Annotated in this window: 18 protein-coding genes; 12 read left to right on the top strand and 6 right to left on the bottom strand. The window is 62.9% G+C overall.

Going from position 1 to position 21,075, the window contains the following annotated elements; translation table 11 throughout:
- Positions 1-2: 2 nt before the first annotated feature.
- From PM2_RS01480 to PM2_RS01490, 3 genes are all read left to right on the top strand, one after another.
- Positions 3-1,157: an ABC transporter ATP-binding protein gene (locus tag PM2_RS01480; RefSeq protein ID WP_028698959.1), complete on the top strand. Its 1,155-nt coding sequence runs from the start codon at positions 3-5 to the stop codon at positions 1,155-1,157.
- Between the two features lie 41 nt (positions 1,158-1,198).
- Positions 1,199-2,542, top strand: coding sequence for a carbohydrate porin (locus PM2_RS01485; RefSeq protein WP_028698960.1), 1,344 nt, complete (start codon positions 1,199-1,201; stop codon positions 2,540-2,542).
- A gap of 117 nt (positions 2,543-2,659) precedes the next feature.
- Positions 2,660-3,514, top strand: coding sequence for a D-hexose-6-phosphate mutarotase (locus PM2_RS01490; protein ID WP_016713084.1), 855 nt, complete (start codon positions 2,660-2,662; stop codon positions 3,512-3,514).
- Here PM2_RS01490 and hexR read toward each other — a convergent pair.
- Positions 3,507-4,370 (bottom strand): DNA-binding transcriptional regulator HexR, encoded by an 864-nt coding sequence (gene hexR, locus PM2_RS01495; protein ID WP_169774905.1) that lies wholly within the window; start codon positions 4,368-4,370, stop codon positions 3,507-3,509. The two genes, PM2_RS01490 and hexR, sit on opposite strands and share 8 nt — an antisense overlap.
- Positions 4,371-4,581: 211 nt before the next feature.
- Between hexR and zwf the strand changes: the two genes are divergently transcribed.
- From zwf to PM2_RS01510, 3 genes are read left to right on the top strand one after another with little or no spacing between them, the layout of a single operon-like run.
- A complete protein-coding gene (gene zwf / locus PM2_RS01500) occupies positions 4,582-6,051 on the top strand; it encodes a glucose-6-phosphate dehydrogenase (RefSeq protein WP_016713083.1) in 1,470 nt (489 codons plus the stop codon).
- Entirely contained in the window at positions 6,038-6,751 is a 714-nt protein-coding gene (gene pgl / locus PM2_RS01505; RefSeq protein WP_016713082.1) for a 6-phosphogluconolactonase, read from the top strand. Before zwf ends, pgl begins: the two co-directional genes overlap by 14 nt.
- Before the next feature lie 17 nt (positions 6,752-6,768).
- Entirely contained in the window at positions 6,769-7,449 is a 681-nt protein-coding gene (locus PM2_RS01510; protein ID WP_028698961.1) for a bifunctional 4-hydroxy-2-oxoglutarate aldolase/2-dehydro-3-deoxy-phosphogluconate aldolase, read from the top strand.
- A 137-nt stretch (positions 7,450-7,586) separates the two neighbouring features.
- On the opposite strand, the gene leuA is transcribed toward PM2_RS01510, so the two are convergent.
- The 4 genes from leuA to PM2_RS01530 all read right to left on the bottom strand — a co-directional run bounded on the left by leuA (position 7,587) and on the right by PM2_RS01530 (position 12,731).
- Positions 7,587-9,260 carry a 2-isopropylmalate synthase gene (gene leuA, locus PM2_RS01515; protein WP_016713080.1) on the bottom strand — a complete coding sequence of 558 codons (1,674 nt, stop codon included), beginning with the start codon at positions 9,258-9,260 and terminating at the stop codon, positions 7,587-7,589.
- A gap of 344 nt (positions 9,261-9,604) precedes the next feature.
- Complete coding sequence (locus tag PM2_RS01520) at positions 9,605-10,432, bottom strand: M23 family metallopeptidase (protein ID WP_016713079.1); 828 nt, start codon at positions 10,430-10,432, stop codon at positions 9,605-9,607.
- A 3-nt stretch (positions 10,433-10,435) separates the two neighbouring features.
- Positions 10,436-11,815, bottom strand: a complete 1,380-nt coding sequence (gene xseA, locus PM2_RS01525; RefSeq protein ID WP_028698962.1) for an exodeoxyribonuclease VII large subunit — start codon at positions 11,813-11,815, stop codon at positions 10,436-10,438.
- On the bottom strand, positions 11,775-12,731 hold the full coding sequence (locus PM2_RS01530; protein ID WP_373446711.1) for a LysR family transcriptional regulator: 957 nt from the start codon (positions 12,729-12,731) through the stop codon (positions 11,775-11,777). The genes xseA and PM2_RS01530 overlap by 41 nt, the downstream gene beginning before the upstream one ends.
- Positions 12,732-12,828: 97 nt before the next feature.
- Between PM2_RS01530 and PM2_RS01535 the strand changes: the two genes are divergently transcribed.
- The 6 genes from PM2_RS01535 to tadA all read left to right on the top strand — a co-directional run bounded on the left by PM2_RS01535 (position 12,829) and on the right by tadA (position 19,466).
- On the top strand, positions 12,829-13,584 hold the full coding sequence (locus PM2_RS01535) for a sulfite exporter TauE/SafE family protein (RefSeq protein ID WP_028698963.1): 756 nt from the start codon (positions 12,829-12,831) through the stop codon (positions 13,582-13,584).
- A 47-nt stretch (positions 13,585-13,631) separates the two neighbouring features.
- Entirely contained in the window at positions 13,632-14,189 is a 558-nt protein-coding gene (locus tag PM2_RS01540; protein ID WP_028698964.1) for a hypothetical protein, read from the top strand.
- Between the two features lie 86 nt (positions 14,190-14,275).
- Positions 14,276-15,745, top strand: a complete 1,470-nt coding sequence (guaB, locus tag PM2_RS01545; protein ID WP_016713074.1) for an IMP dehydrogenase — start codon at positions 14,276-14,278, stop codon at positions 15,743-15,745.
- Positions 15,746-15,823: 78 nt separating this feature from the next.
- Positions 15,824-17,401, top strand: coding sequence for a glutamine-hydrolyzing GMP synthase (gene guaA / locus PM2_RS01550; protein WP_016713073.1), 1,578 nt, complete (start codon positions 15,824-15,826; stop codon positions 17,399-17,401).
- Positions 17,402-17,604: 203 nt separating this feature from the next.
- Entirely contained in the window at positions 17,605-18,987 is a 1,383-nt protein-coding gene (locus PM2_RS01555) for a multicopper oxidase family protein (protein ID WP_028698965.1), read from the top strand.
- Positions 18,987-19,466: a tRNA adenosine(34) deaminase TadA gene (tadA, locus tag PM2_RS01560; protein WP_016713031.1), complete on the top strand. Its 480-nt coding sequence runs from the start codon at positions 18,987-18,989 to the stop codon at positions 19,464-19,466. Before PM2_RS01555 ends, tadA begins: the two co-directional genes overlap by 1 nt.
- Before the next feature lie 11 nt (positions 19,467-19,477).
- Here the strand turns inward: tadA and mltF are convergent, their stop codons facing one another.
- A complete protein-coding gene (gene mltF, locus PM2_RS01565) occupies positions 19,478-20,935 on the bottom strand; it encodes a membrane-bound lytic murein transglycosylase MltF (protein ID WP_028698966.1) in 1,458 nt (485 codons plus the stop codon).
- Positions 20,936-21,075: the final 140 nt, after the last annotated feature.

The following is a 21,075-nucleotide window of genomic DNA, read 5'->3' on the forward strand; positions in this document are numbered from 1 at the left end:
CCATGGCAGCGCTCGAACTTCGCAATGTGAACAAGACCTACGGCAGTGGCCTGCCGGATACCCTCAAGGACATCCAGCTGTCGATCAGGGATGGCGAGTTCCTGATCCTGGTCGGCCCCTCGGGCTGCGGCAAGTCAACCTTGATGAACTGCATTGCCGGCCTGGAGCAGATCACTGCCGGTGCGATTCTCATCGACGAGCAGGACGTCAGCGGCATGAGCCCCAAGGACCGCGACATCGCCATGGTGTTCCAGTCCTACGCGTTGTACCCGACCATGAGTGTGCGCGAGAACATCGAGTTTGGCCTGAAGATCCGCAAGCTGCCACAGACCGCCATCGACGAAGAGGTGGCGCGGGTGGCCAAGCTGCTGCAGATCGAGCACCTGCTGGCGCGCAAGCCGGCGCAGCTGTCCGGTGGCCAGCAGCAACGGGTAGCCATGGGGCGGGCGCTGGCGCGGCGGCCGAAGATTTACCTGTTCGACGAACCGCTGTCCAACCTCGATGCCAAGCTGCGGGTCGAGATGCGCACCGAAATGAAGCTGATGCACCAGCGTCTGAAAACCACCACCGTGTACGTCACCCATGACCAGATCGAGGCCATGACCCTGGGCGACAAGGTGGCGGTGATGAAGGATGGCATCATCCAGCAGTTCGGCACCCCCCAGCAGATCTACAACGACCCGGCCAACCAGTTTGTCGCCAGTTTCATCGGTTCGCCGCCGATGAACTTCATCCCGGTGCGCCTCACGCAGCAGGAGGGGCGCTTGTTGGCCGTGCTCGACAGCGGCCAGGCACGCTGCGAGCTGCTCTTGGGCGTCGCCGGTGACGAACTGGACGGCCGCGAGATCATCCTCGGCATCCGCCCCGAGCAGATTGCCTTGGGCACCGTCGAGGGCAACGGCCTGCCGGGCATTCGTGCCGAGGTGCAGGTAACCGAGCCCACCGGGCCGGACCTGCTCGTATTCGTCACCCTCAACCAGACCAAGGTGTGCTGCCGCCTGGCGCCCGATGTGGTGTGCCGGGTGGGGGACACCCTCAACCTGCAATTCGACCCGGCCAGGGTGCTGCTGTTCGATGCCGGCACGGGCGCGCGCCTGCACCCGGCCAGCCCAGGCGCAGCGGTAAAGGACAACGTGGCTCACTTCAAAGGCCGTTGACTCGTCTACACCATCAATAAGAAAAAAGAGGACGTAAAGGGATGGAACAGCGCAAACGCATCAGGACATTAGGCTCGCTGGCTTTGCTCGCCGCTGTCGGCAGCAGCGGCGCGCAGGCTGCCGAGGCCTTTTCCAGCGAATCGAAATGGATGACCGGCGACTGGGGCGGCACCCGCACCGAATTGCTGGAGAAGGGCTACGACTTCACCCTCGACTACGTCGGCGAGGTGGCTGGCAACCTGCACGGCGGCTACAACGACGACAAGACGGCCCGCTACAGCGACCAGTTTGCCCTTGGCGCACACCTGGACTTGCAAAAGATTCTTGGCTGGCACGATGCCGAGTTCAAGTTGGCGATCACCGAGCGCAGTGGTCGTAACCTGTCCAACGACCGCATCAGCGACCCGCGCGCTGGGCAGTTCAGTTCGGTGCAAGAGGTGTGGGGCCGTGGCCAGACCTGGCGCCTGACCCAAATGTGGATCAAGCAGAAGTACTTCGATGGCGCGCTGGATGTGAAATTCGGCCGCTTCGGCGAGGGCGAGGACTTCAACAGCTTCCCCTGCGACTTCCAGAACCTGGCGTTCTGCGGCTCGCAGGTGGGCAACTGGGTGGGCGGCATCTGGTACAACTGGCCGGTCAGCCAGTGGGCGCTGCGGGTGAAATACAACATCACCCCGGAATTTTTCGTGCAGGTCGGCGCCTTCGAGCAGAACCCCTCCAACCTGGAAACCGGCAACGGCTTCAAGCTCAGCGGCAGCGGAACCAAGGGCGCGATCCTCCCGGTAGAGGCGGTGTGGTCGCCCAAAGTCAACGGCCTGCCGGGCGAGTACCGCCTGGGCTACTACTACAGCACGGCCAAGGCCGACGATGTGTTCGACGACGTCAACGGCAACCCGCAGGCGTTGAGCGGCGAGGCCTTCAAGTCGCATTCCAGCAAGCATGGCTGGTGGGTGGTGGCACAGCAGCAGGTCACTGCACAGGCGGGTGACGTCAACCGTGGCCTTAGCCTGTTCGCCAACTTCACCGTGCACGACAAGGCCACCAACGTGGTCGACAATTACCAGCAGGTGGGGCTGGTCTACAAGGGCGCCTTCGATGCCCGGCCCAAGGATGACATCGGCTTCGGCGTGGCGCGTATTCATGTGAATGACGACGTGAAGAAGCGTGCCGAACTGCTCAATGCCCAGAGCGGTATCAGCGATTACGACAACCCAGGCTTCGTGCCGCTGCAGCGCACCGAGTACAACGCCGAGCTCTATTACGGCTTTCACGTCACCAACTGGCTGACCGTGCGGCCCAACCTGCAGTACATCAAGAGCCCTGGCGGGGTGGACGAGGTGGACAATGCGCTGGTCGCAGGTTTGAAGATTCAGTCGTCATTCTGAGGGCAATTGTTGTAAATTTACGCCAATCCCTTTTCGGTTCCCGGCACCCACTGGCCTGCAGTGGGTGCCAGGGATAGGCCGAGACAGCGCTATCTCAAACAACAAGAGCTCTGAACCATGCCCGAACATCCGCTCCATCGCTTCTTTTCCTCGCAGCGGCCCAGGCCGACATTCGAGTGGGAGCGTTACCAGCAGCGCGATGTGCTGATCATCGATCACCCCCGTTGCCAGGCGGTATTCAGTCGCCAGGGCGCGCAACTGCTGCACTTTCAGCCAGCGGGTGAACGCCCTTGGCTGTGGTGCGCCGAGCAGTGGCCGCAGGTAGGGGCGATCCGTGGTGGCGTGCCGGTGTGCTGGCCGTGGTATGGCCGCCACCCCAGCGAAGACTTGTGGCCTGCCCATGGCTGGGCACGGCTGCTGGACTGGAAGCTGGTGGACAGCCGTGAGGACGAGGAGGGCGTAACCCTGAAGTGGCGGCTGGACCTGTGTGACTGGCAGGTAGACCTGCATGCCCGGCTGGGTAGCCGCATGGAACTGAGCCTGAGCACCGAGCATCAGGACAGCGAACCCTGCCAGTTGAGCCATGCGCTGCTGGCCTACTGGCGCATCAGTGACGTGTCCGAGATAGCGCTATCCGGGCTTGAGGACATCGAAGGTTACGACCGCTTGAACCGCCAGGCCTGCCGAGAAGATGGCGCGCTGAAGCTCAAGGGGGGCTGCCAGAAGGTCTACCCCGGCACACCGCGTGTGCAACTGCAGGACCCGGCCTGGCAGCGTGAGCTGTGCATCGATACGGGGGACAGCGACGACACCGTGGTCTGGCACCCGGGCAACCGCCCGTTGATGGGCGTGACCGGGCGTGAATGCCAGCGCTTCGTCTGTGTCGAGGCTGCCAGCGGCAGTGGCGAGGGCCTGAGCCTGGCGCCGGGGCAGCGTGCCCACCTGCGCCTGCAGGCACACCGGCTCAGTTGAGCTCGTCGTCCTCGATCGGGTAGCGGCTGGCGTTCAGGCTTTCCTTGATCTTGCGCAGGTGCGGCTGGAAGTCCACGCCGCGGCGCAAGGTCATGCCGGTGGCCAGCACATCGAGCACCGTCAGCTGAATGATCCGCGAAGTCATCGGCATGTAGATGTCGGTGTCTTCCGGCAGCGGAATGTGCAGGCTCAGGCTGCAGGCGTTGGCCAGTGGCGAGCCGGCGGCGGTCAGGCCCAGTACCGAGGCTCCGTTTTCACGGGCCAGGCGGGCCACTTCGACCAGTTCACGGGTGCGCCCGGTGTAGGAAATGATCACGAACAGGTCGCCGGTGTGCGCCACCGAGGCCAGCATGCGCTGCATCAGCACGTCAGCATGGGCCGACACGGCCAGGTTGAAGCGGAAGAACTTGTGCTGCGCATCCAGGGCTACCGGCGCCGAGGCGCCCAGGCCGAAGAAGTGGATCTGCCGGGCCTGGATCATCATGTCCACGGCGCGGCTGACCTGTTGCGGGTCCAGTTGCTGGCAGGCGCTGTCGAGCGAGGCGATGGCGCTGGCGAAGATCTTCTGGGTATAGGCGGCCGGGTCATCGTCGGCCTCTACTGCGCGGCTGACGTAGGCGGCGCCGCTGGCCAGGCTCTGTGCCAGCTGCAGCTTCAGTTCGGGGTAGCCGCTGACGCCGAACGAGCGGCAAAAGCGGTTGACGGTCGGTTCGCTGACCTTGGCTGCCTGGGCCAGCGCAGCAATGCTGAAACGGGTGGCTTGTTGCGGGTTGAGCAGGATGACTTCGGCGACTTTGCGTTCGGCCTTGTTCAGCTCGTCGAGGCGTCCCTGGATCTGCTCCAGGAGGTTTCGCACGCGGTCCATGGGTGTGTCCTTGGGTCGGGAAGACAGCCGGCTGTGGAAGCAGCAGGCTTTTTGCACGGTCGTCTATCGTACTGTCGGCGCGGTTGGCGTACCACTTGTCTGTAACACTTGCGTGTAATGTTGTGGTTTTTACTACATTATCCCTTGAAAACCGCATGTGAAAGCGGTATTCCTAGACCAACTTTAGGAAAGAACCAACATCATGGCTGCGATCAGTGTCGAACCTTGCACCTTTGCCCTGTTTGGCGCCCTCGGCGACCTGGCATTGCGCAAGCTGTTTCCTGCGCTTTACCAGCTTGACCGGGCCAACCTGTTGCACCCGGACACCCGCTTGTTGGCGTTGGCCCGCGAAGCCGGCAGCGCGCAGGAGCACCTGAACAGCATCGAGGCGCACCTGCGCCGGCATGTGCCCGAGGCGGATATCGAGCCAGCAGCGCTGGGGCGCTTTCTCGCCAGGCTGAATTACCAGCATCTGGATTTTCTTCAGCCCGAGGGCTACCAGGCCCTGGCCGAGCAATTGCCAGGCGAGCTGCCGCTGATCGCTTACTTCGCCACGGCGGCAGCGGTGTATGGGGCAATCTGTGAAAACCTCGACAAGGCCGGGCTGGCCCCGCGCACCCGTGTGGTGCTGGAAAAGCCTATCGGCCACGACCTGGAGTCGTCACGCCGGGTCAACGATGCCGTAGCACGGTTCTTCCCCGAAAGCCGGGTTTACCGTATCGATCACTACCTGGGCAAAGAGACGGTGCAAAACCTCATTGCCCTGCGCTTCGCCAACAGCCTGTTCGAAACCCAGTGGAACCAGAACTCCATCTCCCATGTGGAGATCACCGTTGCCGAAAAAGTCGGTATCGAAGGCCGCTGGGGCTATTTCGACAAGGCTGGCCAACTGCGTGACATGATCCAGAACCACCTGCTGCAGCTGCTGTGCCTAATCGCCATGGACCCGCCCAGCGAACTGTCGGCCGATGCCATTCGCGACGAAAAGGTAAAAGTGCTCAAGGCCCTGGCACCGATCACCGGCGACGGGCTAAGCACCCGTGTGGTGCGTGGCCAGTACATTGCCGGCTACAGCGAAGGCAAACCGGTGCCGGGCTACCTGGAGGAAGACAACGCCAATGCCCAGAGTGACACCGAAACGTTCGTCGCACTGCGTGCCGACATTCGCAACTGGCGCTGGTCGGGCGTGCCGTTTTACCTGCGTACCGGCAAGCGCATGCCGCAGAAACTGTCGCAGATCGTTATCCACTTCAAGGAAACGCCGCACTACATCTTCGCCCCGGAACAGCGTTTGCAGATCGGTAACAAGCTGATCATCCGCCTGCAACCGGACGAAGGCATTTCTTTACGGGTAATGACCAAGGAGCAGGGCCTGGACAAGGGCATGCAGCTGCGCAGCGGCCCGTTGCAGCTGAATTTTTCCGACACCTGGCGCAGCACGCGGATTCCGGATGCCTACGAGCGCTTGCTGCTGGAAGTGATGCGTGGCAACCAGAACCTGTTCGTGCGCAAGGACGAAATCGAATATGCCTGGAAATGGTGCGACCAGTTGATCGCCGGCTGGCGTAATGCGGGCGATGCGCCCAAGCCTTACGCGGCGGGCTCCTGGGGGCCGATGAGCTCGATTGCACTGATCACACGCGATGGGAGGGCGTGGTATGGGGATATCTGAACTGAAACTGCCAGCGGCTGTGAAGGTACACGCGCTGGCAGATGCCAAGGCGCTGGCCGCCACTCAAGCCCACGACGTGGCCGAGCGCCTGCGTGCGGCAATTGCTGCCAAGGGCCAGGCCTGCCTGGTGCTGTCCGGCGGCCGCAGCCCGGTGCCGTTTCTGGAGAAGCTGGCCAGCGAAAACCTGGACTGGTCCAAGGTCACCGTCAGCCTGGCCGATGAGCGCTGGGTGCCCGTGGAGCACGCCGACAGCAATGCTGGCCTGCTGGCCCGCCACCTGCTCAAGGGTGCAGCGGCCAAGGCCCGCTTTGTTGGCCTGTACCAGCAGGCGGAGAACCTCGAAGCCGCCGCGCTCAAGGCCGACCAGGCCTTGGCCGGGCTGCCACTTATCGATGTGTTGGTGCTGGGCATGGGCGACGATGGCCATACCGCCTCGCTGTTCCCGGCCAGCCCCAACCTGGAAGCAGGCCTGGACCTGTCCAGCCCGCGCCGCTGCCTGCCGTTGCTGGCACCGAGCGTGCCGCACCAGCGCCTGTCGATGACCCGCTCGCTGCTGGCCAGTGCCGCCTTTACTGCGCTGTCCGTGCAAGGCCAGGGCAAACTCGCTACCCTGCGCGCCGCGCTGGCTGGCAACGACCTCACTGAAATGCCGATTCGCGCTTTTCTTCACGACCCCCTGGACATCTACTGGTGCCCATGAGCCAAGGATCCATAGTCATGACCACCCTTGAACGCCCACAGCCCAAGCTCTCGATGGCCGATAAAGCCGCGCGGATCGATGCCATCTGCGAAAAGGCGCGCATCCTGCCGGTGATCACCATCGCCCGTGAGGAAGACATCCTGCCACTGGCTGATGCCCTGGCCGCTGGCGGCATCCGTACCCTGGAAGTGACCTTGCGTTCGCAGCATGGCCTGAAGGCCATCCAGGTGCTGCGCGAGCAGCGCCCGGAACTGTGCGTCGGCGCCGGTACAGTGCTTGATCGCAACATGTTCGCTGCTGTCGAAGCGGCGGGTGCGCAGTTCGTCGTTACCCCCGGCATAACCCAGGACATTCTGGAAGCCGGTGTGGACAGTGAAATTCCGTTGCTGCCAGGCATCAGCACACCGTCCGAAATCATGATGGGCTACGCCCTGGGTTACCGCCGCTTCAAGCTGTTCCCGGCGGAAATCAGCGGCGGTGTGGCAGCGATCAAGGCCTTTGGCGGGCCGTTCGGTGATATCCGCTTCTGCCCAACCGGTGGCGTCAACCCGGCCAACGTGCGCAACTACATGGCCTTGCCCAATGTGATGTGCGTGGGCGGGACCTGGATGCTCGACAGCAGCTGGATCAAGAACGGCGACTGGGCGCGGATCGAGGCGTGCAGTGCCGAGGCGATGGCGTTGCTGGACGCCAACTGAATTTGTTGTGTGCTTTACGGCTTATGGGGCGCTTGGTCGGCGCCCCTTTTTTTGCCTGTCATTCTTGTAGGGCCAGAACAGGCAACAAAAAAGCCCGCATCAAACGATGCGGGCTTCTTCATTCATCGCACCAGGGCTCAGGCCGCCTTGGCTTCCTGCTGGCTCAGCGAGCGGTTCAGCGCGCTGAACAGCGCCTTGAAGCTGGCGGTGGTGATGTTTTCATCGATACCCACACCATGCACCGGACGGCCACCGGCCACGCGCAATTCAATGTAGGCAGCAGCCTTGGCATTGGTGCCTGCGCCAATGGCATGCTCGTTGTAGTCCATGATCTCCACCGAGATCGGCAGGCCGGCTACCAGGGCTTCCAGGGCGCCGTTGCCCTTGCCGCGCCAGTGCAGGGTGGTTTCGCCTTCGCCGGCGACTTCCACTTCCACGGCGCTGTGGCCGTTTTCTTCCTGCAGGCGGTGGCTGACCAGCGCGTACGGCGCGTTGGCCTGGAGGTATTCCTTGTGCAGCAGGCTGTAGATCTGCTGGGCGGTCATTTCCAGGCCCAGGCGGTCGGTTTCACCCTGGACGACCTGGCTGAATTCGATCTGCATGCGGCGTGGCAGGCTGATGCCGTATTCCTGCTCGAGCAGGTAGGTGATGCCGCCTTTGCCCGACTGGCTGTTGACGCGGATGACCGCCTCGTAGCTGCGGCCGATGTCGGCCGGGTCGATCGGCAAGTAAGGCACTTCCCACAGCTCGCCTTCCTGCTGCTTGGCGAAACCTTTGCGGATGGCGTCCTGGTGCGAGCCGGAGAACGCGGTGTGGACCAGATCGCCCACATACGGGTGGCGTGGGTGCACCGGCAACTGGTTGCACTCTTCGACCACTTTGCGCACGCCGTCGATGTCGGAGAAGTCCAGCAACGGGTCGATGCCCTGGGTGTAGAGGTTCAGTGCCAAGGTCACCAGGTCGACGTTACCGGTACGCTCGCCGTTGCCGAACAGGCAGCCTTCGGCGCGGTCGGCACCCGCCATCAGACCCAGTTCGGTGGCGGCAATGCCGGTGCCGCGGTCGTTGTGGCAGTGCAGGCTGATGATCACGCTGTCGCGACGGCTGACGTTGCGGCAGAACCACTCGATCTGGTCGGCGTAGATGTTCGGGGTGGACACTTCCACGGTGGCCGGCAGGTTGAGGATGATCTTGTGCTCAGGCGTCGGGTTCCACACTTCGATGACTGCGTCACAGACTTCCTTGGCGAACTCCATTTCGGTGGCGCTGAAGGTTTCTGGCGAGTACTGGAAGGTCCACTGGGTTTCCGGCTGCTGGGCAGCGTACTTGACGAACAGCTTGGCCGCGTTCACCGCGATGTCCTTCACGCCTTGCTTGTCCTGGTTGAAGACGATGCGGCGGAACGACGGGCTGGTGGCGTTGTACAGGTGGACGATGGCTTTCTTGGCACCGCGCAGCGACTCGAAGGTACGGGCGATCAGGTCTTCACGGGCCTGGGTGAGCACCTGAATGGTGGTGTCGTCGGGGATGTGGCCTTCTTCGATCAGCATGCGCACGAAGTCGAAGTCGGTCTGCGAGGCGGACGGGAACGAGGCTTCGATTTCCTTCACACCCACCTGTACCAGGGTCTTCCAGAAGCGCAGTTTCTTCTCCGAATCCATCGGCTCGATCAGCGACTGGTTGCCATCACGCAGGTCGGAGCTGCACCAGATCGGCGCGGCAGTGATGGTCTTCGACGGCCAGGTGCGGTCAGGCAGGTCGATGGTCGGGAAAGCGCGGTACTTCTTCGAAGGGTCTTTGAGCATGGTCATGGAAGCAATCCTTTTGTGTGCGGCCGAGATCGGGCCTGCCGAGCGATAACGAGATGAAGAGGCGAGGCGACGCGATTCAACCTGGTAGTCGGGCGCTGACCAGGCAGAGGCTGCGATGTTGTCGGAGCAGGATGAGGGTGCTGAAGGTTTTCATGCCCTCAAACTTAACCAGTGGGGTGGGGGATGGCAAGCGTTCGAGGAAAATTGAGAGGAATGCTTAAAAAAAGATCTTGTGCGAGATTTTATAGCTGGAATTTGCTGGGTGATTATTGAATGTTGCGCGGTATTTTTCGATGGCGCAACACAGTGGAATTGATGTCGGCAGTGCTGGGCTCTTCGCGGTTTCAGGGCTGGAACGCCCCAATGAAAATCGCCGGATCCACCCGTGCATCATTCAGGCTGACGTTCCAGTGCATATGCGGCCCGGTCGCCCGCCCGGTGGAGCCCACCCGCCCGACCACCTCGCCACGGCGCAGTTGCTGCCCCACCTGCACATCGATCTTCGACATGTGGCAGAACATGCTGATGAAGCCCTGCCCATGGTCGACGAACACTGTGCGGCCATTGAAGAAGTAGTCCCCCACCAGAATCACCTTGCCATTGGCGGGGGTCTTGATTGGCGTGCCTGCCGGCACCGCGAAGTCCAGCCCGGCATGTGGGTTGCGTTCTTCGCCATTGAAGAAGCGGCGCACGCCAAACTTGCTCGACAGCGGGCCGTTGACCGGCTTGTCGAGGATCAGGTTGCTCGGCAGGCTCGGGCTGAAGCTGCGGTAGGCCTTGATCTGCTCGGCCAGTTCGCGGTCGATGCGCTTGAGGTCGGCGGGGTTCGGGTTGACCTGGCGGGTGTTCTTCAGGGTGATGCGCTGCTCGGGGTATTTTTTGCTCCCCACGCTGAAGGGCAGCGTGCGACCGCCCTGGTTCAGCGTGGCGGTGCCGGGCTTCTGGGTCAGCGGAATGCCGACGATGGCCAGCCAGGTATCCTGCTCTTTCACCACCAGCACCGGCTTGCCGTTGAAGCGGGCACTGGGCGCGCTGGCGGCGGGGCCCAGGTCGACCACTGCAACGCCGCCGGGCACCGGCTTGTTCAGCGTGCGGGTGATGTAGCTGGCCTGAGCGCCGCCGGCCAGCAGCAACAGGGAAAGGGCAAGCAAAGGCGCAAGCAGGCGGGGCATGTGTCAGTCCAGTAGTGAGAGGGTGACCGGGGTCAGGTGGTTGTCTTCGACCCGCACCAGCAGCTCGCCTTCGTTCAGGCGAGCGGTCAGGCGCTGGCCGTTGCGGGTCTGTTCGGCGCTGCGGATGGCCTGGCCTTGTTCATCCAGCAAAATGCTGTAGCCGCGGGCAAGGGTGGCCAGCGGGCTGACCACCTGCAGGGTTTGCAACTGAGCCTGGAAGCGTTGGCGGCGATCTTTGAGCACGTCGCGCATGGCCCGTGGCAGGCGCTCGGCCAGGCTGTCCAGGCGCTGGCTCAGCAGTTTCAGGTTACGCCCCGGATGCTGTGCGGCCAAGCGCGTATCCAGGCGTGCCAGGCGCTCGCGGCGCTGGTTGAGGCTGAGCATGAAGGCGCGGCGCAAGCGCATGTCCAGGTCGTCCAGGCGCTGGGCTTGCTGGCGCAAACGCTCGCCCGGGTGGCGCAGGCGCCGGGTCAGGGACTCCAGGCGCAGGCGGTCGTGGGTCAGGCGGTTCTGCATGCGCAGCAGCAGGCGCCGTTGCAGGCCATCCAGGCGTTGCTGCAGGCCACTGTTGTCGGGGGCCAGCAGTTCCGCGGCAGCAGACGGTGTGGGGGCGCGCACGTCAGCGACGAAGTCGCTGATCGACACATCGGTTTCATGGCCCACGGCGCTGACAATCGGCGTTACGCAGGCGGCGACCGCACGCGCCACGGCTTCTTCGTTGAAGCACCACAAGTCTTCCAGCGAGCCGCCCCCACGGGCCAGGATCAGCGCATCGAAACCGAGGCTGTCGGCGAGACGGATGGCACGCACGATCTGCGCGATGGCTTCGCGGCCCTGTACCGCTGTCGGGATCAGGTTCAGCTCTACCTGTGGAGCTCGGCGGCCGAACACGCTGATGATGTCGCGGATCACTGCACCGGTGGGTGATGTGATGATGCCGATGCGTTGGGGGTGGGCCGGTAGCGGCTTCTTGCGTTCGGCGCTGAACAGCCCCTCGGCACCGAGCTTCTCCTTCAGGGCTTCGAACGCCAGGCGCAGTGCGCCATCGCCGGCCGGCTCGACGGTGTCGAGAATCAGCTGGTAGTCGCCACGCCCCTCGAACAGCGAAACCTTGCCGCGCACACGAACGGCAAGGCCGTCTCGCAGTGCCTGGCGTACGCGGGTGGCATTCTGCCGGAACAACGCACAGCGCACCTGGGCGCCGCTGTCCTTGAGGGTGAAGTACATGTGGCCGGACGCCGGGCGGGCGAGGTTGGAAATCTCGCCTTCCACCCACACGCTGCGGAACACGTCTTCCAGCAGCACGCGTGCGCGGCCGTTGAGTTGGCTGACGGTAAGGACCTCACGGTCCAGGCCGAGTCGTTCGAAGGGGTCTTTGATCATGGCGGGCATCATAAAGGACATCGGCCCCGGTTGTCTGTCCCGGCCCTATCGCCCTCACGAACTGGCGCACCATCTGCCCTGCATCACGTCGGCAAGCCAGCGCTACGGTGCTCTCGCGGCCCCCCTCCAGCGCCACGAAACTGACCGAAGCCGGCGCGATCTCACGCATGCACGCTGGCAGTAACGCCACCCCGAACCCCGCCTGAATCAGCTGCAATTGCGTAGTTTTGCGCGACAGCACCTGCGCCGCGCGCGGAAAGAAACCTGCCCCCATGCACAACGAAGCCGACAGGTAACTCAGCCCGCCACGGTCCCGGTGCGGGATGGAAATAAAACGTTCTTCCCTCAATTGCTCCAGTTGAACGTACTGCGCATTGGCCAACGGGTGCCCAGCGGCGACCGCCAGTAACAGCGGTTCGCTGAACAGTTCATGCAGCGCCACGCCTTCATGCTGGCGCAGCACTGGCAAGCGCAGCAGGCCAATATCCAGCCGCCCGGCCGCAATATCTTCCAGCTGGGCCTCCGACGACTGCTGCGCGATCTCCAGCGAAACCTCCGGGTTTTCCCGCAGATAGTCCCCCAGGCGAGCCAGCAACGGGCCGATCAGCGGCACGGTACTGGAATGGTTCAGGCGCAGGCTGCCCTGCAACCCCTCGCCAATGTCGCGCGTTACGCGCTCTGCTTGCGCCAGGTCGGCCAGCAAGCGGCGTGCCCGTTCGAGAAAGGCCTGCCCGGCCAGCGTCAGGCGTGGCAGGCGTGCCGTGCGTTCGAACAGTGGCGTGCCCAGTTGCTGCTCCAGCTCCTTGATCTGCCGGCTCAGTGCCGACTGGGCGATGTACAGCCGTTCGGCGGCACCGCTGAAGCTGCCACACTCGGCAATTTCCACGAAGTAACGCAACTGGCGGATCGACGTCATGTCATGCCTTTTCAAGATAGCTATGGCGATAAAGGCATATTAGTCGGCATGGCTCATGGCTGGCTAACCTTGGCCTGACTTTTCAGGAACTGCTGCCATGCTTGCCCAACTGTCGTTTTCCGGCCTTGACTGGCTGCCCATCCTGTTCGGTGTCGGTGCCGCCTATATCGTTTTTGGCATCGCCGGTTTCGGCACGGCGCTGGTGGCCGGCCCTGTGCTGATCCACTTCATGCCGTTGTCACGCATCATCCCGCTGTTGGTGCTGCTGGACTTCGTTGCCGCGTTCGGCAACCTGCTGCCATCGCGCCGGGACGTGGTGCGCAGCGAGTTGTTGCGGCTGCTGCCGTTCATGGTGCTGGGCTGCACGCTGGGCGTGGTATTTCTTCTGCAACTGAAATCCGACCTTTTGCTGCTGCTGATGGGCTTGTTCGTCACGGCCTACGCGCTGTACGGGTTGGCGGTGAAGGTGCGGCCGGCCCGATTGTCCGGCGTGTGGGCGGTGCCGATGGGTACGGCAGGTGGTTTGTTCGGCGCGCTATTTGGCAGCGGCGGTTTCTTGTACGCCCTATATCTGAGCGCACGCCTGGAGGTAAAAGAGCAGGTACGTGCCACCCAGAGCGCGCTGATCAGTTGCAGCACGGTGGTGCGCCTGACGCTGTTCCTGCTCGCCGGTGTCTATGCCGACCAAAGCTTGCTGCTGCTTGCCGCCTGCTTGCTGCCGGTCATGTTCGTCGGCCTTTGGCTGGGGCGCAGGCTGACCCACCGGCTGTCCCGTGAGGCATTTGTACGCCTGGTCACCTGGTTGGTGCTGGCCAGCGGGCTGGCGTTGATCGGTCGCTACCTGAGCGGCTGAGCGGTAGAATTGCGTCATTACCGCAGTTTTTCAGGCTTTTCCCGTTCATGAACACCCAGAGCATCATCGTTCCCAAGCTGTCCACCGTCCCGGTGCATGAAGCCCGCGCCCGCGCCATCCTGCGCTGGCTGGTGCGCGAAAAGGTCGTCGAGGAGCAACTGACCACCTGTGGCCGTACCGGCAACCGCATGGGGCATGCCTTGGCTGCAGGCGCGCGCAAAGTGGCCCTGCACCCCGAAAAACTGCCCTTCGGCCAGCAGGTCAACGGCCTGGAAGTGATGCTCAAGCGCTGCATCTATACCCCGACCGATGGCTTCCTTGAAGAAGCCGGTTGCCCGGAATGCCGGCGCGAGGTGGGCGAGCCGCTGTTCGAAAGCCTGGAAGAGTGGATGCCGGGGGTAAGTGACAACTTCACCTGCCCGCTGTGCGGCTTCGAAGATGACATCAATGGCTTCATTTACCTGCAGCCATGTGCCTTTTCAAACCTGGGGTTCATCTTCAACAACTGGGGCGAGGCCGGGTTTACCCAGGCCTTTCTCGACAGCTTCGCCGACTGGCTCGACCAGCCGGTGGCCGTGGTGCAGGTAAAACTGCCACAAGGCTGACCGAAGGCCCTTATTTTGCATTGAGCGGCGCGCCGTGCATGAGTATAATGGCGCGCTTCCATTTTTCCCGCCCGGGAGCCCCCGCGATGCTGCGTATCAGCCAAGAAGCCCTGACCTTCGACGATATCCTCCTTGTACCTGGTTATTCCGAGGTACTGCCCAATGAAGTCAGTCTCAAGACCCGTTTGACCCGTGGCATCGAGCTGAACATTCCGCTGGTTTCCGCCGCCATGGATACCGTGACCGAAGCGCGCCTGGCCATTGCCATGGCCCAGGAAGGCGGTATCGGCATCATCCACAAGAACATGACCATCGAACAGCAGGCCGGCGAAGTACGCAAGGTCAAGAAGTTCGAGGCTGGCGTGGTCAAGGACCCGATCACCATCGACGCCGACGCCACCGTGCGCGACCTGTTCGACCTGACCCGCCTGAACAACATCTCCGGCGTACCGGTGCTGGCGAACGGTGACCTGGTTGGCATCGTCACTTCCCGTGACGTGCGCTTCGAAACCCGCCTGGACGCCAAGGTCCGCGACGTGATGACGCCAAAAGAGCGTCTGGTCACCGTCCGCGAAGGCGCCGACAAGAACGAAGTGCGCGAGCTGCTGCACAAGCACCGCCTGGAAAAGGTCCTGATCGTTGACGACAAGTTCAACCTCAAGGGCATGATGACCGTCAAGGACATCGAAAAAGCCAAGGCCTACCCGCTGGCCAGCAAGGACGACCAAGGTCGTCTGCGTGTTGGCGCTGCGGTCGGCACCGGCAAGGACACCGGCGAGCGCGTTGCCGCCTTGGTTGCCGCTGGCGTTGACGTGGTGGTTGTCGACACCGCCCACGGTCACTCCAAAGGCGTGATTGACCGCGTTCGCTGGGTGAAAGAAACCTACCCGCAAGTGCAGGTCATCGGCGGCAACATCGCCACCGGCGCTGCTGCCAAGGCCCTGGCCGAAGCGGGCGCTGACGCCGTCAAGGTCGGTATCGGCCCAGGCTCCATCTGCACCACCCGTATCGTTGCCGGTGTCGGCGTGCCGCAAATCAGCGCCATCGCCAACGTTGCCGCCGCACTGGAAGGCACTGGCGTGCCACTGATCGCCGACGGCGGTATCCGCTTCTCCGGTGACCTGTCCAAGGCCATCGTTGCCGGTGCTTCCTGCGTGATGATGGGTTCGATGTTCGCCGGTACCGAAGAGGCTCCGGGTGAAGTCGAGCTGTTCCAGGGCCGTTCTTACAAGGCCTACCGTGGCATGGGCTCGCTGGGTGCCATGGCACAGGCGCAAGGCTCGTCCGACCGTTACTTCCAGGACTCCTCGGCCGGCGCCGAGAAGCTGGTACCGGAAGGCATCGAAGGCCGCGTACCTTACAAAGGCGCCCTGGCCGCGATCATCCACCAGCTGATGGGCGGCCTGCGTTCGTCCATGGGCTACACCGGCAGCGCAACCATCGAAGAGATGCGCACCAAGCCGGAATTCGTGCGTATCACCGGTGCCGGCATGGCCGAGTCCCACGTGCATGACGTGCAGATCACCAAAGAAGCCCCTAACTACCGTGTAGGCTGAGGCTTCCAGCAATATAAGCATGCGGGGCTGTCACGACAGCCCCGCGTCGTTTCCGATTTCCACTGACGAGATTGAGTCATGGCCCTCGACATTCACGCTCACCGCATCCTGATCCTCGATTTCGGTTCCCAGTACACCCAGCTGATCGCCCGCCGCGTGCGCGAAATCGGCGTGTACTGCGAACTGCACCCGTTCGACATGGACGATGAAGCGATCCGCGAATTCAACCCGCGCGGCATCATCCTCGCCGGCGGCCCCGAATCGGTCCACGAAGCCAACAGCCCACGCGCTCCGCAGGCCGTGTTCGACCTGAACGTACCGGTGCTGGGCATCTGCTACGGCATGCAGACCATGGCCGAGCAGATGGGCGGCAAGGTAGAAGGTTCCGACCTGCGTGAATTCGGTTATGCCCGCGTAGACGTGGTCGGCAAGAGCCGCCTGCTCGACGGCATCGAAGACCACGTTGACGGCGACGGCGTACTGGGCCTGGACGTGTGGATGAGCCACGGCGACAAGGTTACCCAGATGCCGGGCAACTTCCACGTGCTGGCCAGCACCCCAAGCTGCCCGATCGCCGGCATGTTCGACGATTCCCGTGGCTATTACGGCGTGCAGTTCCACCCGGAAGTGACCCACACCAAGCAAGGCGGTCGCATCCTGTCCCGCTTCGTGCAGGACATCTGCGGCTGTGAAGCCCTGTGGACGCCTTCCAACATTGTTGAAGACGCCATCGCCCAGGTGCGTGAGCAAGTCGGTTCGGCCAACGTCCTGCTGGGCCTGTCCGGCGGCGTCGACAGCTCGGTGGTTGCCGCGCTGCTGCACCGGGCCATCGGCGACCAGCTGACCTGCGTATTCGTCGACAACGGCCTGCTGCGCCTGCACGAAGGCGACCAGGTGATGGCCATGTTCAAAGAGAACATGGGCGTCAAAGTGATCCGCGCCGATGCTGAAAAGCAGTTCCTCGATAACCTGGAAGGCGAAGCCGACCCGGAGAAGAAGCGCAAGATCATCGGCCGTACCTTCATCGACATCTTCGATGCCGAAGCCAGCAAGCTGGAAAACATCCAGTTCCTCGCTCAGGGCACCATCTACCCGGACGTGATCGAGTCGGCTGGCGCCAAGAGCGGCAAGGCCCACGTGATCAAGTCGCACCACAACGTGGGCGGCCTGCCGGAGGAAATGAACCTCAAGCTGGTCGAGCCGCTGCGTGAGCTGTTCAAGGACGAAGTGCGCAAGATCGGCCTGGAACTGGGCCTGCCGTACGACATGGTCTACCGCCACCCGTTCCCGGGCCCGGGCCTGGGCGTGCGCATTTTGGGTGAAGTGAAGAAGGAATACGCCGACATCCTGCGTCGCGCCGACCACATCTTCATCGAAGAGCTGCGCAAGGCCGACTGGTACCACAAGACCAGCCAGGCGTTCGTGGTGTTCCAGCCGGTCAAGTCGGTTGGCGTCGTTGGCGACGGCCGTCGCTACGCCTGGGTCGTGGCCCTGCGTGCCGTCGAGACCGTGGACTTCATGACCGCGCGCTGGGCGCACCTGCCGTACGAACTGCTGGAAACCGTCAGCGGCCGTATCATCAACGAAATCGACGGTATCTCGCGCGTGACCTACGACGTGTCGAGCAAGCCGCCGGCCACTATCGAGTGGGAATAAGTTGAGCCACAAGGGCGCCGCGAGGCGCCCTTGTTGTATCTGCCCTCTGTATCGGCCTCTTCGCGGGCTTGCCCGCGAAGAGGCCAGCACAGGCAAAAACGAGACTTCACTTAATCTTTCCCATTTGCAGGTGTATCGTATTCGCCCTTCACCGTCAGCCATGCTGGCAGCTTGATTGCGCAGAACACGAGGTACCCGCACCGATGTCCTTCACCCGTCGACAAATGCTCAAGGGCCTCACCGGCTTGGTTGTGGTTGGCCTGGGCGCCGGTGGCGCGGCGCGTTACTGGCTGGGCAAGGTCGAAGACGACAATGCGGGGCATGATTACGAGCTGATCGCCGCGCCGCTGGATGTCGAGCTGGTGCCGGGCTTCAAGACCGAGGCCTGGGCGTTCGGCCCGTCGGCGCCGGGTACCGAGCTTCGCGTGCGCCAGGGTACCTGGCTGCGGGTACGCTTCATCAACCACCTGCCGGTGGAAACCACCATTCACTGGCACGGCATTCGCCTGCCGCTGGAAATGGACGGTGTGCCCTACGTCTCGCAACTGCCGGTCAAGCCGGGCGAGTATTTTGACTACAAGTTCCGCGTACCGGATGCCGGCAGCTACTGGTATCACCCGCATGTCAGCAGCTCCGAAGAGCTGGGGCGCGGTCTGGTTGGCCCGCTAATCGTCGAGGAGCGCGAGCCGACCGGTTTCCAGCATGAGCGCACCCTTAGCCTGAAGAACTGGCACGTGGACGAGCAGGGCGCCTGGCTGCCTTTCAGCATCCCGCGCGAGGCCGCGCGCAACGGCACCGCCGGGCGCTTGATCACCATCAATGGTCAGCCCGACTCGGTGACCGAGCTGCCGGCCGGCCACGTGGTGCGGGTGCGCCTGCTGAACCTGGACAACACCTGGACTTACCGCCTCAACCTCAAGGGCAACTGCGAGGCAAAAATCTATGCCCTCGACGGCAACCCGGTGACCCCGCGCCCATTGGAAGACGAGTACTGGCTCGGCCCCGGCATGCGTATCTGCCTGGCCATCCGTATTCCCGAGGCGGGTGAGGAGATTTCCCTGCGAGACGGTTTCGTGCGCCTGGGCACCCTGCGTTCGGTGGCCAGCAACGACGTGCCGAGTGACTGGCCGCCAGCGCTGCCGCCCAACCCGATCGCCGAGCCGGACCTGGAGAATGCCGAAAAGCTCAACTTCAATTTCGAATGGGCGGCCAACGTCACTGTCACCCCTGACCCGGACAAACCCTCGAGCATGTGGCAGATCAACGGCCAGGCCTGGGACATCACCGACAAGACCTGCGCGGACCGCCCCATCGCCACGTTGCAGAAGGGCAAGAGCTACATCTTCGAGCTGAAGAACATGACCCAGTACCAGCACCCGATCCACTTGCACGGCATGAGCTTCAAGGTGATCGCCTCCAATCGCCACGACATCAAGGAGCCGTGGTTCACCGACACCTACCTGCTGGGCAAGAACGAACGCGCCCAGGTGGCGCTGGTGGCGGATAATCCGGGCACCTGGATGTTCCACTGCCACGTCATCGACCACATGGAAACCGGCCTGATGGCCGCGATCGCGGTGGTCTGATGCGCCCGCAGATCATCGATCGCAGCCGCGATCAGGAATTCATGCGCCTGGCACTGACACTGGCTGCGCAAGGCGCAAGCATGGGGGAAGTGCCGGTGGGGGCAGTGCTGGTGCAGCATGGCCAGGTGATCGGCCAGGGCTTCAACCGGCCGATCATCGACAGCGACCCCAGTGCGCATGCCGAGATGGTGGCCATCCGCGCAGCGGCGAAGTCTGCCAGTAATTACCGGCTGCCCGGCAGCACCCTTTATGTGACCCTGGAACCGTGCAGCATGTGTGCGGGGCTGATCGTGCATTCGCGGGTGATGCGCGTGGTGTTTGGCGCCCTGGAGCCCAAGGCGGGGATCGTGCAGAGCCAAGGGCAGTTTTTCGGGCAGGGGTTCCTGAACCATCGGGTGATGGTGGAAGGCGGGGTGCTGGCGGAGGAGTGCGGGCAGATCCTCAGTGATTTCTTCAAGGCTCGCCGGGCCAAGGCTTAACCTGTACAGGCTTACATGGGCGGCGACTGATCTGCCGGCTTGTCCTTGTTCACCCCAGGCACATGCAGGTTGCCCTCGGCCACCTGGCCTTCGAGCTGCGGCTGGGTCACCCAGGTGAGAATGTCGTAGTAACGGCGGATGTTGGCCACGAAATGCACCGGCTCGCCGCCACGGGCGTAGCCGTACTTGGTTTGCCGATACCACTGCTTCTGCGACAGGCGCGGCAGCATCTTCTTCACGTCCAGCCACTTGTTCGGGTTGAGCTTCTCGCGCTTGGCCAGGGTACGGGCGTCTTCCAGGTGGCCGCTGCCGACGTTGTAGGCAGCCAGTGCGAACCAGGTGCGGTCCGGCTCCTGAATGCTGTCGTCCAGCTCTTCCTTGATCTTCATGAAGTATTTGGCGCCACCCTGAATGCTCTGTTTCGGGTCCAGGCGGTTGGATACGCCCATGGCCTGGGCGGTGCGCTGGGTCAGCATCATCAAGCCGCGCACGCCGGTCTTGGAGGTGACCTCCGGCTGCCACATCGATTCCTGATAGCCGATAGCGGCCAGCAGGCGCCAGTCCACCTGCTCGACCTTGGCGTAGCTCTTGAAGTGCTTCTCGTACTTGGGCAGGCGTTGCTGCAGGTGCTGGGCGAAGGTGTAGGCGCCCACATAGCCCAACACGTCGACATGGCCGTAATAACGGTCTTTCAGGCGCTGCAGGGTGCCGTTCTTCTGCGCCTTGTCGAGAAATTCGTTGATCTCGTTGAGCAGGCTGTTGTCTTCGCCCGCGGCCACTGCCCAGCGCTGGTCGCGGGTGTCGCCCACATCGAAGGCCACGCGCACGTTGGGGAAATACACCTGGTTCATCGCCAGCTCGTTGGAGTCGACCAGGGTCAGGTCGATCTGGCCTTCGTCGACCATGCGCAACAGGTCGACCACCTCCACGGCATCTGACTCTTCATATTCCAGGCCAGGGTTCTGCTTTTTCAGCTCGGCCAGCAGGTCGGCATGGCTGCTGCCTTTGAGCACCATTATTTTCTTGCCGACCAAGCCCTTGGCGTTGGTCGGGCGGGGGCGGCCGTTACGGTAGATGACCTGCGGGGTCACTTCCAGGTAAGGGTGCGAGAATTTTGCCTGGGCCGCGCGCCGCGTGCTACTGACCAGGCCGGCGGCTGCCAGGACCGGGCCGGAGGGTTTACCGAGGTCGTCAAACAGCTCATCGAGGTTGTCGGCTGTCTCGATCTCCAGCTTCACACCGAGATCGTCGGCGAAATGCTTGACCAGCTCGTACTCGAAGCCGGTTTCGCCGTTGCGGTCCTGGAAGTAGGTGGCCGGGCTGTTGCGGGTGATGACGCGCAGCACGCCATCCTCCTTCACGCGCTCGAGGGTGCTGGGTTTTTCAACGCAGGCACCGAGCAGCAGAAAGAGTCCGGTTGCGAGAAGCCATTTGGCGCAACGCTGGCGCAAAGCAGTGTGGGCGAACATAGGTTGCAGTATACGCAAAGGACCGGTTCAACCATATCTCGACAACGGTTAGCTTGTCTGGTAGCGGTTTATGTGATGTGGGGGCGTGGCGGTGGATTGTGTTTGGGCCACCAAGTGCCTGCCGTGAGAGGTGTGGCGCC

Source organism: Pseudomonas monteilii NBRC 103158 = DSM 14164 (assembly GCF_000730605.1).
Taxonomy (GTDB): domain Bacteria; phylum Pseudomonadota; class Gammaproteobacteria; order Pseudomonadales; family Pseudomonadaceae; genus Aquipseudomonas; species Aquipseudomonas monteilii.

Coding starts and splice junctions, on each gene's coding strand:
- PM2_RS01535 (WP_028698963.1), top strand. CDS start 12,829: ATGCTTGCCCAACTGTCGTTTTCCGGCCTTGACTGGCTGCCCATCCTG.
- pgl (WP_016713082.1), top strand. CDS start 6,038: ATGGGGATATCTGAACTGAAACTGCCAGCGGCTGTGAAGGTACACGCG.
- PM2_RS01530 (WP_373446711.1), bottom strand. CDS start 12,731: ATGACGTCGATCCGCCAGTTGCGTTACTTCGTGGAAATTGCCGAGTGT.
- PM2_RS01510 (WP_028698961.1), top strand. CDS start 6,769: ATGACCACCCTTGAACGCCCACAGCCCAAGCTCTCGATGGCCGATAAA.
- PM2_RS01540 (WP_028698964.1), top strand. CDS start 13,632: ATGAACACCCAGAGCATCATCGTTCCCAAGCTGTCCACCGTCCCGGTG.
- tadA (WP_016713031.1), top strand. CDS start 18,987: ATGCGCCCGCAGATCATCGATCGCAGCCGCGATCAGGAATTCATGCGC.
- PM2_RS01480 (WP_028698959.1), top strand. CDS start 3: ATGGCAGCGCTCGAACTTCGCAATGTGAACAAGACCTACGGCAGTGGC.
- xseA (WP_028698962.1), bottom strand. CDS start 11,815: ATGATCAAAGACCCCTTCGAACGACTCGGCCTGGACCGTGAGGTCCTT.
- zwf (WP_016713083.1), top strand. CDS start 4,582: ATGGCTGCGATCAGTGTCGAACCTTGCACCTTTGCCCTGTTTGGCGCC.
- guaA (WP_016713073.1), top strand. CDS start 15,824: ATGGCCCTCGACATTCACGCTCACCGCATCCTGATCCTCGATTTCGGT.
- guaB (WP_016713074.1), top strand. CDS start 14,276: ATGCTGCGTATCAGCCAAGAAGCCCTGACCTTCGACGATATCCTCCTT.
- leuA (WP_016713080.1), bottom strand. CDS start 9,260: ATGACCATGCTCAAAGACCCTTCGAAGAAGTACCGCGCTTTCCCGACC.
- PM2_RS01520 (WP_016713079.1), bottom strand. CDS start 10,432: ATGCCCCGCCTGCTTGCGCCTTTGCTTGCCCTTTCCCTGTTGCTGCTG.
- PM2_RS01485 (WP_028698960.1), top strand. CDS start 1,199: ATGGAACAGCGCAAACGCATCAGGACATTAGGCTCGCTGGCTTTGCTC.
- mltF (WP_028698966.1), bottom strand. CDS start 20,935: ATGTTCGCCCACACTGCTTTGCGCCAGCGTTGCGCCAAATGGCTTCTC.
- PM2_RS01555 (WP_028698965.1), top strand. CDS start 17,605: ATGTCCTTCACCCGTCGACAAATGCTCAAGGGCCTCACCGGCTTGGTT.
- PM2_RS01490 (WP_016713084.1), top strand. CDS start 2,660: ATGCCCGAACATCCGCTCCATCGCTTCTTTTCCTCGCAGCGGCCCAGG.